The 13,545-nt window shown below is 68.7% G+C and carries 12 protein-coding genes; 2 read left to right on the top strand and 10 right to left on the bottom strand.

Translation table 11 applies throughout. The features are described from left to right. Nucleotides 1–81 precede the first annotated feature (81 nt). The 5 genes from AC1DMQ_RS24195 to AC1DMQ_RS24175 all read right to left on the bottom strand — a co-directional run bounded on the left by AC1DMQ_RS24195 (nt 82) and on the right by AC1DMQ_RS24175 (nt 4,032). Nucleotides 82–1,173: an NADH:flavin oxidoreductase gene (locus AC1DMQ_RS24195; protein ID WP_477036086.1), complete on the bottom strand. Its 1,092-nt coding sequence runs from the start codon at nt 1,171–1,173 to the stop codon at nt 82–84. A 112-nt stretch (nt 1,174–1,285) separates the two neighbouring features. Then, a complete protein-coding gene (locus AC1DMQ_RS24190; protein WP_477036085.1) occupies nt 1,286–2,497 on the bottom strand; it encodes an acyl-CoA dehydrogenase family protein in 1,212 nt (403 codons plus the stop codon). 5 nt (nt 2,498–2,502) lie between these two features. Next, a complete protein-coding gene (locus tag AC1DMQ_RS24185) occupies nt 2,503–2,793 on the bottom strand; it encodes a putative quinol monooxygenase (protein WP_477036084.1) in 291 nt (96 codons plus the stop codon). 130 nt (nt 2,794–2,923) lie between these two features. Next, nucleotides 2,924–3,211: a hypothetical protein gene (locus AC1DMQ_RS24180; RefSeq protein ID WP_477036083.1), complete on the bottom strand. Its 288-nt coding sequence runs from the start codon at nt 3,209–3,211 to the stop codon at nt 2,924–2,926. 125 nt (nt 3,212–3,336) lie between these two features. Then, entirely contained in the window at nt 3,337–4,032 is a 696-nt protein-coding gene (locus tag AC1DMQ_RS24175) for a TerB family tellurite resistance protein (RefSeq protein WP_477036082.1), read from the bottom strand. Between the two features lie 369 nt (nt 4,033–4,401). On the opposite strand from AC1DMQ_RS24175, the gene AC1DMQ_RS24170 reads away from it, so the two are divergent. Further along, nucleotides 4,402–5,271 carry a hypothetical protein gene (locus AC1DMQ_RS24170; RefSeq protein ID WP_477036081.1) on the top strand — a complete coding sequence of 290 codons (870 nt, stop codon included), beginning with the start codon at nt 4,402–4,404 and terminating at the stop codon, nt 5,269–5,271. 50 nt (nt 5,272–5,321) lie between these two features. Here AC1DMQ_RS24170 and AC1DMQ_RS24165 read toward each other — a convergent pair whose 3' ends face one another. From AC1DMQ_RS24165 to AC1DMQ_RS24155, 3 genes are all read right to left on the bottom strand, one after another. Beyond that, complete coding sequence (locus AC1DMQ_RS24165; protein ID WP_477036080.1) at nt 5,322–6,770, bottom strand: GH1 family beta-glucosidase; 1,449 nt, start codon at nt 6,768–6,770, stop codon at nt 5,322–5,324. Between the two features lie 89 nt (nt 6,771–6,859). Next, the gene (locus AC1DMQ_RS24160) at nt 6,860–8,698 is read right to left on the bottom strand and encodes a DUF885 domain-containing protein (protein WP_477036079.1); all 1,839 of its coding nucleotides are present in this window, start codon (nt 8,696–8,698) and stop codon (nt 6,860–6,862) included. 87 nt (nt 8,699–8,785) lie between these two features. Then, nucleotides 8,786–9,394 carry an FMN-dependent NADH-azoreductase gene (locus AC1DMQ_RS24155; protein WP_477036078.1) on the bottom strand — a complete coding sequence of 203 codons (609 nt, stop codon included), beginning with the start codon at nt 9,392–9,394 and terminating at the stop codon, nt 8,786–8,788. A gap of 107 nt (nt 9,395–9,501) precedes the next feature. Here AC1DMQ_RS24155 and AC1DMQ_RS24150 point away from each other — a divergent pair, with 107 nt between their 5' ends. Then, on the top strand, nt 9,502–10,425 hold the full coding sequence (locus AC1DMQ_RS24150) for a LysR family transcriptional regulator (protein ID WP_477036077.1): 924 nt from the start codon (nt 9,502–9,504) through the stop codon (nt 10,423–10,425). A 51-nt stretch (nt 10,426–10,476) separates the two neighbouring features. Here the strand turns inward: AC1DMQ_RS24150 and metH are convergent, their stop codons facing one another. Both metH and AC1DMQ_RS24140 read right to left on the bottom strand, forming a co-directional pair. Next, nucleotides 10,477–13,146, bottom strand: a complete 2,670-nt coding sequence (metH, locus tag AC1DMQ_RS24145) for a methionine synthase (protein ID WP_477036076.1) — start codon at nt 13,144–13,146, stop codon at nt 10,477–10,479. Further along, the gene (locus AC1DMQ_RS24140; RefSeq protein WP_477036075.1) at nt 13,143–13,544 is read right to left on the bottom strand and encodes a DUF4259 domain-containing protein; all 402 of its coding nucleotides are present in this window, start codon (nt 13,542–13,544) and stop codon (nt 13,143–13,145) included. The genes metH and AC1DMQ_RS24140 overlap by 4 nt, the downstream gene beginning before the upstream one ends. Nucleotide 13,545: the final 1 nt, after the last annotated feature.

Genomic DNA, 13,545 nt, shown 5'->3' with positions numbered 1-13,545 from the left:
GGAGAAGACCCACCTCGGCAAACTCCCCCCTCCGTCGGCTTCGCCGACACCTCCCCCAAAGGGGGAGGGCCTAGGCAGCGCCTAGTACAGCACCCCCAGCGCCGACCGCTCGAAGCTCTTCAGCTCGTCCTCGCGGCCGTCGCGGATCTTCACGACCCACTCCGGGTCCTGCAGGATCGCGCGGCCGACGCCGACCAGGTCGAACTCGTCGCGCTCCAGGCGCTCCAGCAGGCCGTCGATCGAGGCGGGCTGGCTGCCCTCGCCGCCGAAGGCCGCGATGAATTCGCCCGACAGGCCCACCGAGCCGACGGTGATGGTCGGAGCGCCGGTCAGCTTCTTGGCCCAGCCGGCGAAGTTCAGGTCGCTGCCCTCGAACTCCGGCTCCCAGAACCGGCGTTGCGAGCAGTGGAAGATGTCGGCCCCGGCGTCGGCCAGCGGCTGCAGCCAGGCCTCCAGCAGTTGCGGGGTCTCGGCGTTCTTCACCGCGTAGTCCTGCTGCTTCCACTGCGACAGGCGGATGATCACCGGATAGTCCGGGCCGACGGCGGCGCGGACGGCCTTGAGGATTTCGGCGGCGAAGTTGGCGCGCTCGGCGATGGTCGGACCGCCGAACACGTCGTCGCGGACATTGGTGCCGTTCCAGAAAAACTGGTCGATCAGGTAGCCGTGGGCGCCGTGCAGCTCGATGGCGTCGAAGCCCAGCAGCTTGGCGTTGGCGGCGGCGCTGGCGAAGGCGGCGATGGTGTCGGCCACCTCCTCGTCGGTCATCGGCTCGGTGAACGGCGAGCCGCCGGGCTTGGAGATGCCCGAGGGGCTGTCGATCTTGCCCAGCACGTCCTTGCCCTTGGCCGACCCCACATGCCACAGCTGCGGGGCGATCAGGCCGCCGGCGGCGTGGACCTCGTCGACCACCTTCTTCCAGGCCGCCAGCTCCTTCTCGCCATGGAAGCGCGGGATGTTGGCGTCGTTCAGCGAGGCCGGGCGGGCCACGCCCGTACCCTCGGTGACGATCAGCCCGACCTGGTTCTCGGCGCGGCGGCGGTAGTATGCGGCGACGTCGTCGGTGGCCACGCCGCCGGGCGAGAACGACCGGGTCATCGGGGCCATCACCACCCGATTGGGCAGCTTCAGCGACTTGAATTCGAACGGCTTGAACAGGGCGTCGAGGGCCATGAGGCGGCTCCGGAGAAACAGTTGTTTGAAAAACTTATGCAGTGGGTTTCGTTTCAGGACCACTCAGAAAAACTGAAACGTGAGCGGCGTCCCATGAAGTCGCTGGACGACGTCAGAGCCCCAGCACCAGCTTGGTGATGATGTTCTTCTGGATCTCGCTGGAGCCCGCATAGATCGTGGTCTTGCGGTAGCTGAAATAGGCCGGGGCGACCGGGCCGGCGTAGTCGGGCCCCGCGCGGCCGTCGTTGGTCGGCGCCCAGGTGTCGCGCACGAAGGGCGCGGCGTAGGTTCCCACCGCCTCCAGGGCCAGTTCGGTGATCGCCTGCTGGGTTTCCGAGCCCGCCAGCTTCAGCATCGACGAGGCCGGTCCCACCGCCTTGCCCGCCCCGCGCCCGGAGAAGATCCGCAGCTCGGTGGCGTTCAGCGACTCCACGGCGATCTCCAGCTCGGCGATCCTGCGGCGGAAGTCCGGGTCCTCGATCAGCGCCCCGCCGTCGTCGGCCCGCTCCAGGGCCGCGATCTTCTTCACCTTGCGCAGCATGTGCATCAGGCCGGGCGCATAGGCGTTGCCGCGCTCGAACTCCAGCAGGTACTTGGCGTAGGTCCAGCCCTTGTTCTCCTCGCCGATGCGGTTGGCGACCGGCACCCGTACATTGTCGAAGAAGACCTGGTTGATCTCCTGCTCGCCCTCGGCCGGACCGTCCAGGGTGGGCAGCGGCTTGATCTGGATGCCCGGCAGGGTCATCGGCAGCAGCAGGAAGCTGATGCCCTCCTGCGGCTTGCCCTGGGTCGAGGTGCGCACCAGGCAGAACATCCAGTCGGCCCACTGGGCGTGGGTTGTCCAGATCTTCGAGCCGTTCAGCACGTAGTCGTCGCCGTCTCGCACCGCGCTCATCGACAGCGACGCCAGGTCCGAGCCCGAACCGGGTTCGGAATAGCCCTGGCACCACCAGATGTCGGACGACAGGATCGGCGGCAGGTGCTGCTTCTTCTGCTCTTCCGTGCCGAACGCCATGACCACCGGCGCGCACATCTTCAGCCCCATCGGCGAGGGATTGGGCGTGCCGGCCTGGGCCAGCTCCATGTTGAAGATGTAGCGCTGCGACGGCGTGAAGCCGGCCCCGCCCAGTTCGACCGGCCAGTCGGGGGCCGCCCAACCGCGCTCGAACAGCTTCTTCTGCCATTTCACCTGGCCGGCCTTGTCCAGATAGCCGTTCTTCGACTGGGCCACCTTGCGGCGCAGGTCGTCGTCAAAGGCCGCGGCGATCCAGTCGCGGACCTCCCGCTGGAAGGCCAGGTCCTGCGGCGAGAAGGCGAGATCCAAGGCCCCTACTCCACCGCGTCGAGATATTCGATCTCGGGGCGGCCGGCCATGAACGGCCCCATCGCCGCGCCGGCGGCCTTGAAGTAGTCGGTCCCGCCGTGATGCTTGAGGGCGTCTTCAGAGGCGTAGAGCTCCAGCACCTTGTAGATCCCGGCGTCGGTCTTGCTCTTGGTCAGCTGGTAGACCAGGCAGCCAGGCTCGTTGGCCTTCACCTTGTTCTGGAGGTCGAGGAACACCTTCTCGAAGTCGCCCGCCTTGTCCGGCTGAACCTTCAGCACCGCCACCACGCCGATCATGTCGTCCTCCCGAGGCCTTGCCGGCCAAACACTTGTTTGAAGGCAGTGTCGGGGAAGCGGAGGCGAAGGGCAAGGGGTCCCGAGCGCGGGGCTCGGGATGACAGCGATCTTGTGAATTGAAGGCGGCTGGCTAGCGCCGCTCGTTCCAACCGTAGGCCACCCACGAGTGGCCGCCCATGTGGCGGGCCTCGATCAGGCCGGGGTCGCCGCTGGGAGCGGCGGCGGTCGCGGTGCGGCCGCGCAGGGCGAAGGCGGCGAGGCCGAGAAGGGCCGTGGCCATGAAGCCGATGACGACCAGGGTGGCGGCGAACACCACCGCGATCACGGCGGCGACGGCGACAGCGATGGAGGTCGCGACGGCGCCGGCCAAGGTGGCCAGGCTGCGCCAGGCGATACCGGTAGCCTTAGCTGTCTCCATCGTGGTCCTCGCAGGCGTGCCCCGCCCATGGATTCAAGATGGGGCGCCAGTTCTGAACGTCAACTGAACACCCGGCGGATCGTTCCGTAAAATGAATTCCGCGCTAACCACCGCGAATTGGCCGTCTAGCCCGCGGCGAGACCCGCCAATTCGCGACGCTCGCGCATCACCGTGCTGAACGCGGCGTTGATCGCGGCCGACTTGGCCTCGGCCACCTCGATGAACTCCAGCGGCAGGCCGCGGGCTCGGGCGCGGTCGGGGTGGGCCTCCGACATCGCCGCGCGCCAGGCCGAGTGCACCACCGCGTCGTCGGCGTCGGCCGGCACGTCGAGGATGCGATACGGATCGTCCGGCCCGGTCCCGACGTGGGTGGCGGTCAGGCGGCGGAACGACAGCGGCGACATGCCGAACAGGTCGGCCACGCGTTCCAGATAGCTGAGCTCGTCCTGGGTCACCGCCCCGTCGGCCTTGGCGATGTGGAACAGGCCGTCCAGCACGTCCTCGAGGATCTGCGGGCAGGTGCGATAGCGCTTGGCCAACCGCTTGGCGTAGCTCTCGAAGCCGTGGGTCGTCTGGCGCGCCAGGTCGTACAGGCGGTGGATGTTGTTTTCCGACTCGGGGTCGGGATGGAACACCTCGGCGAAGGCGGCGTATTCGTCGCCGTCGGCCGAGCCGTCGGCCCGCGCCAGCTTCGCGCCCAGCGCCGTGACCGCCGTCGAGAAGGCGGGATCCTGCCCCGGCAGACCCGGCGGACATTCCTGGCATTCCGCCATGTCCAACCGCCGCGCGGCGAGAGTTGCGATGTTACGCCAGAAGGTCATGGCTGCGACGAAAGTCCAGAAGCGTGGCGGAGGTATGACGACCGGAGATGCGTCGCCCGCCCCAACGGATCACGCTCCCGTTTTGCCTTCTAGCATAAAAAAGTCGCGTCCCCACCCGGTCCTTGCTGCGGCGCACATTGAAACTTTGTAACGTACGGAAGAGCACGCGATGTTCGCAACGCGCGGCTGCGCACAGGAATCTTTGTCCGAAGCGGGAGCGTTTGGCCGATCCGTTCGTTATGGTGCCGCTTGACCGACCGCGGTGCAAAACACCTCGGCGCCATGCTCCGGTCCCAATGCGACCGGAAATGCTCTATTCGAACGCGACCGACTCTCTGAGCGACGCCCTACAAGAGGACTTCCGCCCGCATGGCGACCGCCTTCCTTCTCGCCCTGGCCCTGATCGCCCAGGACGCTCCCGTCTCCACCGCGCCGACCGCTTCCGCTCCCCCTGCTCGCACCACGCCGGCCAACACCCCGCCGACCGACGACTACGGTTATGTCGGCTGGTGCTACGGCGCGCTGGGCGGCTATGCCGACCTGTACGACAAGGTGATGCCCGAGGTCACCCGCATCGAGAAGGCGTTCCCCGGTCCCGACGGCTTCAACGCCGCCATGAAGGAATATCCGGCGCTGCGCGACCAGGCCAAGAAAGACATGGTGGTCTACCGCTCGGCGATCGTCGCGGCCGAGAAGGCCAGCCCTCGTCCGATCTCGGAATACGGCGCGGCGGCGATCAAGAAGGGCCGCTCGGTCTGGAGCGGCTCCGACCAGGTCGACAAGGCCCGCCTGGCCCAGGTGTGGATGAGCTGGAGCCCGCCCGGCGACTGCGAGACCCGCGCCAAGACCCTGGAGACCAAGTCCAACCTGTTCGGCCAGGCCCTGAACTTCAACGTCAAGAAGGGCGAAGCCCCCGCCCCCGCCCCCGCTGCAGCGCCTTCCGAGCCGACGCCGACGCCGGCTCCGGAAGCCGCCCCGCCGGCCGCCGAGCCCGAGGCGCCGGCTCCGGCCGCCCCCGTGGCCGAGGCGCCTGTCGCCGAAGCGCCGGTCAAGGCCGCGACCAAGACCACCGCCAAGAAGCCGGCCGACCTGCCGCCGATCGGCGCCAAGCCCGCGGCCATGCCGATCGCCGCCAAGGGCGAGATCATCATCGATCCCGCCAATCCCCAGCCCTGCGCCGGCAGCCTGGTCCCCGCCAAGCGCGGCGGCAAGAACGTGCTGATCTGCAAGGCGGATTAGTCGCCTGATCACGACCGGGGACACGTGCATGCGCGTGTCCCCGACCGCGCCTAGGCGGTCGGCAGCAGCCCCGTCGTCGCCACCTGCTTGAACCACCCGTACGACGCCTTGGGCGTTCGCACGCCGGTCGCCCGGTCCATCGCCACTAGGCCGAACTTGGAGGTGTAGCCGATGTCCCATTCCCAGTTGTCGATCAGGGTCCAGGTGAAGTAGCCGCCGATCCGCGAACCGGCCTCCATGGCGCTCTTCACCGCCTCGAGGTGGCGGCGCAGGTACTGGCTGCGGAAACCGTCGTCGATCACGCCGGGACCATTGCCGAACGGGTCCGAGCAACCGTTTTCGGTGATCATCACCGGCGGGTTGCCATAGTCGCGGCGGACCATCTCCAGCACCTCGACCAGGCCCGACGGATCGATCTGCCGGCCGAAGGCGTCCAGCTCGGCGCCCTTGGGCGGCGCGCCGGGAGCGATGTGGCTGGGGCTGGCGAGGTCCAGCTTCACATAGGCCGGGGCGTAGTAGTTGACCCCCAGGAAATCGATCGGCTGGTGGATAGTCGCAAGATCGCCGTCGCGGACGTGGCCCTTGAGGAAGTCGTCCATCAGCCCCGGATAGGTCCCCTTCAGCAGCGGATCCAGCCAGGCCCTGTTCCACAGGGCGTCCAGTCCGTCGGACGCCGGGCGGTTCCAGAAGGCCAGCGATCCGCCTGACGGCCGGCACGGCTGCAGCGCCTGGGTCGTGCCGATCCGCAGGTCGCCCCGGGCCGCGCGCAGGGCCTGGATCGCCAGGCCCTGCCCCAGGTTCATGTGGTGGGTGGTCGGACCCAGCAGGGCGATGTCCTTCAGCCCCGGCGCGTGCTCGCCCAACACGTGGCCGAACACCGTGTGCACGGCCGGCTCGTTGAGGGTGATGATGTGCTTGAGCCGGTCGCCCAACCGTCCGGCCACGGCGGCGGCGTAGTCGGCGAAGCTCCTGGCGGTGTCGCGCGCGCTCCAGCCGCCCTTGTCCTGCAGGGCCTGGGGCAGGTCCCAGTGGAACAGGGTGGCGTAGGGCGTGACGCCCTTGGCCAGGCACGCGTCGACCAGGCGCTCGTAGTGGTCCAGGCCGGCGGCGTTGACAGTGCCCGCGCCGGTGGGCAGCACCCGCGACCAGGCGATCGAGAAGCGGAAGGCCTTCAGCCCCGCCCCGGCGATCAGGTCGACGTCCTCGGCGTAGCGGCGGTAGCTGTCGGTGGCCAGGTCGGCGCTCGAGCCGTCCTTGATCCGGCCCGGCTGCTTCTCGAAGGTGTCCCAGATGGTCGGGCCGCGCCCGTCGGCGGTGGGCGAGCCCTCGGTCTGGAAGGCCGCCGTGGCGACGCCCCAGACGAAGTCGTTCGGGAATTGCCGCGACTTGATCGTCGCCTCGGTCGGTCCGACGCTGTCGCAGCCGCTGAGGCCCACGCTGGCCACGCCCCCCGCCGCGAGCGCTCCCAGCGCTCTGCGGCTGATGCCGTTGTCGCTCATCTTCGCCCCCTGCCCCGCCGGGGATCGACGTCCCCGTGCGCGGTCAGGATGAACGCAAAGCGCGAGCTTTGGCTAGTCTGCCCGTCGTATCAGGCCCGTCGCCCCTTCACATAGGTGTCGATCACGCCCTCCAGCTCGGTCAGCGGGACGTTGCCGCCCATCACCACCGCGTCGTCGAAGGTGCGCAGGTCGAAGCGTCCGCCCAGCGCGGCCTGGGCCTTGCTCCGCAGCCGGACGATCTCGCTGTGACCGACCTTGTAGCCGCAGGCCTGGCCCGGCCAGGCGCAGTAGCGGTCGACCTCGCCCTGCACTTCCTCGCGGGTCGAGCCGTTGGTGGTCACGAACCAGTCGATGGCCTGGTCGCGGGTCCAGCGCTTGGCGTGGATGCCGGTGTCGACCACCAGACGGCAGGCCCGGAAGGCGATGGACTGCAGATAACCCAGCTGGCCCAGCGGATCCCCGTCATAGGCGCCCAACTCGTCGGCCAACTGTTCCGCATAGAGGGCCCAGCCTTCCGAATAGGCGTTGAAGGCCAGCAGCGAGCGAACCAGCGGCAGCTTGTAGGTGTACTCGCCCTGCCAGATGTGGCCCGGCAGGCCCTCGTGATAGGTCAGGGTCGGCAGGCCGTAGCGCGGCCACATGCCCGTGTCGCGCAGGTTGATGTAGTAGTTGCCCGGCACCGTGCCGTCGATCGAGCCCGCCGCCGCATAGCCGCCCGGCGCGCCGTCCTGGATCTCGACCGGCACCCGCTTGATCAGCAGATTGCCCGGCACCATCGTCGCGAAGGCGCGCGGCAGGCGGGTGCGGATGTCGGCCACCCGGCCGTTCAGATAGGCCAGGATCTGGGCCCGGCCCTCGTCGGTGTTGGGGAACAGGTTCTTGGGGTCCTCGCCCAGCGCCTTCATCCGCGCGCCGACGCTGCCCTGGGTCAGGCCCTGGGCCTTCAGCAGGGTGTCCATGCGCGACGACAGCGCCTTCAGCTCTTCCTGGCCCATCTGGTGGACCTCGTCGGGCGTCAGGCGGCTGGTGGTGCCGGCCCGCAGCGCCCAGGCGTAATAGGCCTCGCCGTTCGGCAGCTTCCAGGCGCCGGCGTCGGACGTGGCCTTGGCGCGATGAGCGGTCAGTTCGGCGATCTGGCGGTCCATGGCCGGGGCGATCTTGCCCTCGACGATGGCGGCGGCGCGGCGCGCGTGGTCGCCCGGGATGTCCTTGGCCTTCTTGGCCAGCGACGTGACCAAGCCCCAGTCTGCGATCGGCTGGGCGCGGGCGCCCTTCTGCTGTTTCAGCGTCTTGTCGAGCAGGAAGTCCGGCGCGATCACGCCCATCGCGCCGTCATGCTTCAGCCGCGCCGTCTCGCCGTCCAGCTGGGCGGCGTAGAGCTCCAGGCGGGCCAGGTAGGACTCGACGTCGGCGGCGTTGCTTACGCCGTGCAGGCTGTCCAGGAAGTCCGGCGTCTCGACGAAGGCCCCGGTGTTCTGGGCCACGACGTAGGGCGCGTTGCGGTAGGACCATTGCGACGACAGGCCGATGGCGTCGCCATAGGGGAAGTCGAAGCCCTCGACGGCCAGTTCGTGGGCGGTCTGGACGACGCCCAGGTCGAGGGCGGCGGCGGGGCTCAGGCCCTTGCGGTCGACCGCCTTCATCCGAGCGACCCGCGCCTTGGCGGCGGCGGCCAGCTTGCCGCGGCCGTCCAGCGAGCGGTCTGTCAGGCTGGACTTCAGGGCGGCCCGCTTGTCCTTGTCCAAGCCCAAGGCCGAGGCGTTCTCGGGATATTCCCGCATCAGGTCTTCGGCGACCGAGGACAGCAGGGCCTCGGCAGCGGCGTCGCCCGGCGCGGCGGCCTGGGCGACGCTCCCAAGGGCCTGCCCGCCGAACGCGGCGGCGGCCGCGCCGAGGGCTAGGACGTCACGTCGATTGAACTGGCTCACGCTGGATCTCCCCGGATTCGAGGAGAGTCCTAGCGCATAAGACGGGGACACACACTCCGGGGGCGTGAGCGTGTGTCCCCTCGCCGCTTACGCCGCCAGGCGTTCGATCTCGGCGTGGGCGCCTTCGACCGACTTCGTGCGCTGGTCGTCGCCCAGGGCCACGCCCTCGGCGCGGATGAAGCGGATGTCGGTGACGCCGAAGAAGCTGAACACGCCCTTCAGATAGGTCTCCTGGTGGTCGAGGAACGCGATCGGCGTGCCCTCGCCGTAGAAGCCGCCGCGCGACGAGGCGATGATCACGGTCTTGCCGCCCGCCAGGCCCTCGACGCCCTTTTCGGTGTAGCGGAAGGTGCGGCCGGCGACGGCCAGGCGGTCGATCCAGGCCTTCAGCTGGGTGGGGATCGAGAAGTTGTACATCGGCGCCCCGACCACGACGATGTCGGCGGCCAGGAAGGCGTCGAGCACGGCCGCGCCGTCGGCGACGTCGGCGGCCAGCGTGGCGTCCTCGGGAACAGCGCCCTGGCCGGCGGCCAGGTGGGCTCCCGACAGGTGGCCGACCGGCTGGGCGGCCAGGTCGCGGTAGCTGACCTCCAGGCCCGGGTGCTGCGCTTGCTGGGCGGCGACGATCGCGGCCGACAGCGTGCGGCTCACCGAGCCGGCGCCCAGGATGCTGGAATCGATGTGAAGCAGTTTCATAGCCTTGGAACTCCGAAGCGCCCTCTGGCGCGACGGGTGATTTAGGCCTTCCGTATCCAGCGCTGTAGCCTATATAATTGGATGATATCCATAGTCAGGAACGATAGATGCTGGATGGCGTCACCCTGGACCAGATGCGCACCTTCCTGGCCGCCGCCGACGAGGGCAGTTTCTCGGCGGCCGGCCGCAAGCTGGGCCGCGCCCAGTCGGTGGTCAGCCAGACCCTGGCCAATCTGGAGGGCCAGATCGGCGTGCGGCTGTTCGACCGCGCCGCCCGCCTGCCGGTGCTGACCGAGGCCGGCCGCGCCCTGGTCGTCGAGGCGCGCGAGGTGGCCGGCCGCATGGACGCCTTCAAGGCCCGCGCCGCCAGCCTGGCCGGCGGGCTGGAGCCCGAGGTCTCGATCGTCGTCGACGTGCTGTTCCCGATGGTGGTGCTGACCCACGCCATCGGCGACTTCCAGCACCATTTCCCCGACACCACCCTGCGCATCCACGTCGAGGCCTTGGGCGCGGTGCTTCAGCCGGTGCTGGACGGACGCTGCGCGTTCGGAGTGATGGGCTCGCTGCCCGACTCTCCGCCGGAGTTGGTGCGCGAGCGGCTGATCACGCTGCGCATGATCCAGGTGGCGGCCGCCGGCCATCCCCTGACCGCCCTGACCGGCCCGCTGAGCCCCGAGGACGTGGCGGGCCACGTCCAGCTGGTGCTGACCGACCGGTCGCCCCTGACCCAGGGCCGCGAGTTCGGGGTGTTCTCGACCCGCACCTGGCGGCTGGCCGACCTGGGGGCCAAGCACGCCTTCCTGCTGGCCGGCCTGGGCTGGGGCGGCATGCCCTGGGACCGGGTCGAGGACGATCTCGCCACCGGGCGCCTGGTCGAACTGACGATGCGCGACGCCCCGACCGGCGGCTTCATGATGCCGATGTACGCCGCCCACCGCGCCGACACCCCGCCGGGCCCGGCCGGGCGCTGGCTGATCGAGCGGCTGAAGGATACGGCCGAGCGATGTCCAAGCCAGGAGGTCGCCGCCTAGGATCGATTGGGGATAGGCGCATGCGCCTGTCCCCAGCCGCGCTCGCTGAGTCTAAGCCGCCGCCTCCCGCGCCTTGGCGCCGGGGTCGTAGTTGAGGATCGGCGACAGCCATTTCTCGGCCTTGGCCAGGTCCCAGCCCTTGCGGCGGGCATAGTCCTCGACCTGGTCGAGATCGACCTTGCCGACGCCGAAATAGTGCGACTGCGGGTGGCTGAAATAGAAGCCCGACACCGCCGCGCCGGGGCTCATGGCGTAGCTCTCGGTCAGGATCATGCCGGTGGCCGCCTCGGCGTCCAGCAGCTTGAACAGCGTGCCCTTCTCGGTGTGGTCGGGCTGGGCCGGATAGCCGGGGGCCGGGCGGATGCCCTGGTACGTCTCGGCGATCATCACGTCGACGTCGCGCGACTCGCCGGGCGCGTAGCCCCACAGCTCGACGCGGGCCTTGTAGTGCAGCCACTCGGCGAAGGCTTCGGCCAGGCGGTCGGCCAGGGCCGAGGCCATGATCGCGCTGTAGTCGTCGCCGGCGTCCTTGAACTTTTTGACGATCTCGTCCTCGCCATGGCCGGCGGTGACGGCGAAGCCGCCCATGTAGTCGCCGCCCTGCCCGATCGGCGCGACGAAGTCGGCCAGGGCCAGGTTGGCCTTGCCCTCGGACTTGTCCATCTGCTGGCGCAGGGTGAACAGGCGGGCCAGCTCGGTCGTGCGGCTTTCATCCGTGTAGAGAACGATGTCGTCGCCGTCGGCCTGGGCTGGCCAGAAGCCGACCACGCCCTTGGCCCCGAACCACTTCTCGGCCACGACCTTGTCGAGCATCTCGCGGGCTTCGCGATAGAGATCGGTCGCGGCCTCACCGACCACGTCGTCCTCGAGAATCTGCGGGAAGCGGCCGATCAGCTCCCAGCTGGCGAAGAACGGCGACCAGTCGATGAACGGGACCAGCTCTTCCAGCGAGGGTTCGAACGTGCGCGCGCCGATGAAGCTGGGCTTGGGCGGCGTGTAGCCCTTCCAGTCGATGTCGAACTTGCGCTTGCGGGCGTCGGCGATCTTGGTGCGCGCCTTGGCCGTCTGGCCCCGCGCGTACTGCTCGCGGATGCGGACATATTCGGCCCGCGTCTCCGCCTGCAACCGGTCGCGCTCGCCCGCCGACAGCAGGCCCGAGACCACGCCGACGGCGCGGCTGGCGTCCAGCACATAGGTGGTCGAGCCCTTGTGGTAGGCCGGCTCGATCTTGACCGCGGTGTGGGTGCGGCTGGTGGTGGCCCCGCCGATCAGCAGCGGCATGGTGAAACCCTGGCGCTCCATTTCGGACGCCACGAACACCATCTCGTCCAGCGACGGGGTGATCAGGCCCGACAGGCCGATCATGTCGACGTTGTGCTTCTTGGCCTCTTCCAGGATGCGGTCGGCCGGAACCATCACGCCCAGGTCGATGACCTCGTAGTTGTTGCACTGCAGGACCACGCCGACGATGTTCTTGCCGATGTCGTGGACGTCGCCCTTGACGGTGGCCATCAGGATGCGGCCGGCCTGCTCGCGCGGCTTGCCGGCCTTCTCGGCCTCCATGAACGGCTCCAGCCAGGCCACGGCCTGCTTCATCACGCGGGCCGATTTCACCACCTGCGGCAGGAACATCTTGCCCGAGCCGAACAGGTCGCCGACCACGTTCATGCCGTCCATCAGGTGGCCTTCGATCACGTGCAGCGGCCGCTCGACCGACAGGCGGGCTTCCTCGGTGTCCTCGTTGATGAATTCGGTGATGCCGTTGACCAGGGCGTGGGTGATGCGCTCGTTCACGCTGCCCTTGCGCCATTCCAGGTTGGCGGTCTGGACCTGGCTCTTGTCGCCCTTGTAACGCGGCGCCATGTCGACCAGGCGCTCGGTGTTGGAGACGTTGGTGCGCTGCGGGCGGTTGAGGATCACGTCCTCGACGGCCTCGCGCAGTTCGGCGTCCAGGGTGTCGTAGACCGGCAGGTCGCCGGCGTTGACGATGCCCATGTCCATGCCCGCCTCGATGGCGTGGTACAGGAACACCGAGTGGATGGCCCGGCGCACGGGCTCGTTGCCGCGGAAGCTGAACGAGACGTTCGACACCCCGCCCGAGATGCGGGCGTAGGGGCAGCGCTTCTTGATCTCGCGCGTGCCCTCGATGAAGTCGACGGCGTAGTTGTCGTGCTCCTCGATCCCGGTCGCCACGGCGAAGATGTTGGGGTCGAAGATGATGTCTTCCGGCGGGAAGCCCACCTTGTCGACCAGGATGCGGTAGGCCTTCTCGCAGATCTCGATCTTGCGGGCGGCGGTGTCGGCCTGGCCGACCTCGTCGAAGGCCATGACCACGACGGCCGCGCCGTAGCGCAGGCACAGCTTGGCCTGCTCGATGAACTTGGCCTCGCCTTCCTTCATCGAGATCGAGTTGACGATGGCCTTGCCCTGCACGCACTTCAGGCCGGCCTCGATCACCTCCCACTTGGAGCTGTCGATCATCACCGGCACCCGCGCGATGTCGGGCTCGGCCGCCATCAGGTTCAGGAAGGTGATCATGGCCTGCTTGGAGTCCAGCAGGCCCTCGTCCATGTTGACGTCGATGACCTGGGCGCCGGCCTCGACCTGCTGGCGGGCCACCGACAGGGCGGCCGGATAGTCGCCCTCGATCACCAGCTTCTTGAACTTGGCCGAGCCGGTGACGTTGGTGCGTTCACCGATATTGACGAAGACAGGTCTCATTGGGCTTTGCTCAAAGTCGTTTGCAGGGCGGCGATCTGGGTGAGCCACGCGTCGTGCTCGTCCCCCTCCTGCCAGAGTTCGTCCAGTTCGGAGGCTGGAGCCACAACGCGCGCCAAGGCCGAACGGGCCAGGGCGACGGCCCCTTCCGGCGGCGCGCCGAGGGCGGCTTTCAGCTCGCGGTGATTGTCGGGCAGGATGGTCACGTCGCCGACGGCGGCCGCCACGATGGCGGCGGCGGCAACGGCGATCTGCCCCTCCGGCGCCTCCAGATAGCCCGCCTGCTTGGTGACGTAGTCGAGCGCCTGCACGACGGTGCGCCAGTCGGGCGCCTCGGCCAGGTCGTCGATGAAGTCCAAGGCGTCGTCGTTGTCGAACAGTCCGCTGGTCCAGGCGCTCATC

It is taken from the genome of Caulobacter sp. 05L422 (assembly GCF_056397765.1).
The sequence above is the reverse complement of the archived record's forward strand: the minus strand, read 5'-3'. Positions and strand labels throughout refer to the sequence as shown.

Coding starts and splice junctions, on each gene's coding strand:
- AC1DMQ_RS24175 (WP_477036082.1), bottom strand. CDS start 4,032: ATGACCTTCTGGCGTAACATCGCAACTCTCGCCGCGCGGCGGTTGGAC.
- AC1DMQ_RS24185 (WP_477036084.1), bottom strand. CDS start 2,793: ATGATCGGCGTGGTGGCGGTGCTGAAGGTTCAGCCGGACAAGGCGGGC.
- AC1DMQ_RS24150 (WP_477036077.1), top strand. CDS start 9,502: ATGCTGGATGGCGTCACCCTGGACCAGATGCGCACCTTCCTGGCCGCC.
- metH (WP_477036076.1), bottom strand. CDS start 13,146: ATGAGACCTGTCTTCGTCAATATCGGTGAACGCACCAACGTCACCGGC.
- AC1DMQ_RS24195 (WP_477036086.1), bottom strand. CDS start 1,173: ATGGCCCTCGACGCCCTGTTCAAGCCGTTCGAATTCAAGTCGCTGAAG.
- AC1DMQ_RS24180 (WP_477036083.1), bottom strand. CDS start 3,211: ATGGAGACAGCTAAGGCTACCGGTATCGCCTGGCGCAGCCTGGCCACC.
- AC1DMQ_RS24165 (WP_477036080.1), bottom strand. CDS start 6,770: ATGAGCGACAACGGCATCAGCCGCAGAGCGCTGGGAGCGCTCGCGGCG.
- AC1DMQ_RS24155 (WP_477036078.1), bottom strand. CDS start 9,394: ATGAAACTGCTTCACATCGATTCCAGCATCCTGGGCGCCGGCTCGGTG.
- AC1DMQ_RS24140 (WP_477036075.1), bottom strand. CDS start 13,544: ATGAGCGCCTGGACCAGCGGACTGTTCGACAACGACGACGCCTTGGAC.
- AC1DMQ_RS24170 (WP_477036081.1), top strand. CDS start 4,402: ATGGCGACCGCCTTCCTTCTCGCCCTGGCCCTGATCGCCCAGGACGCT.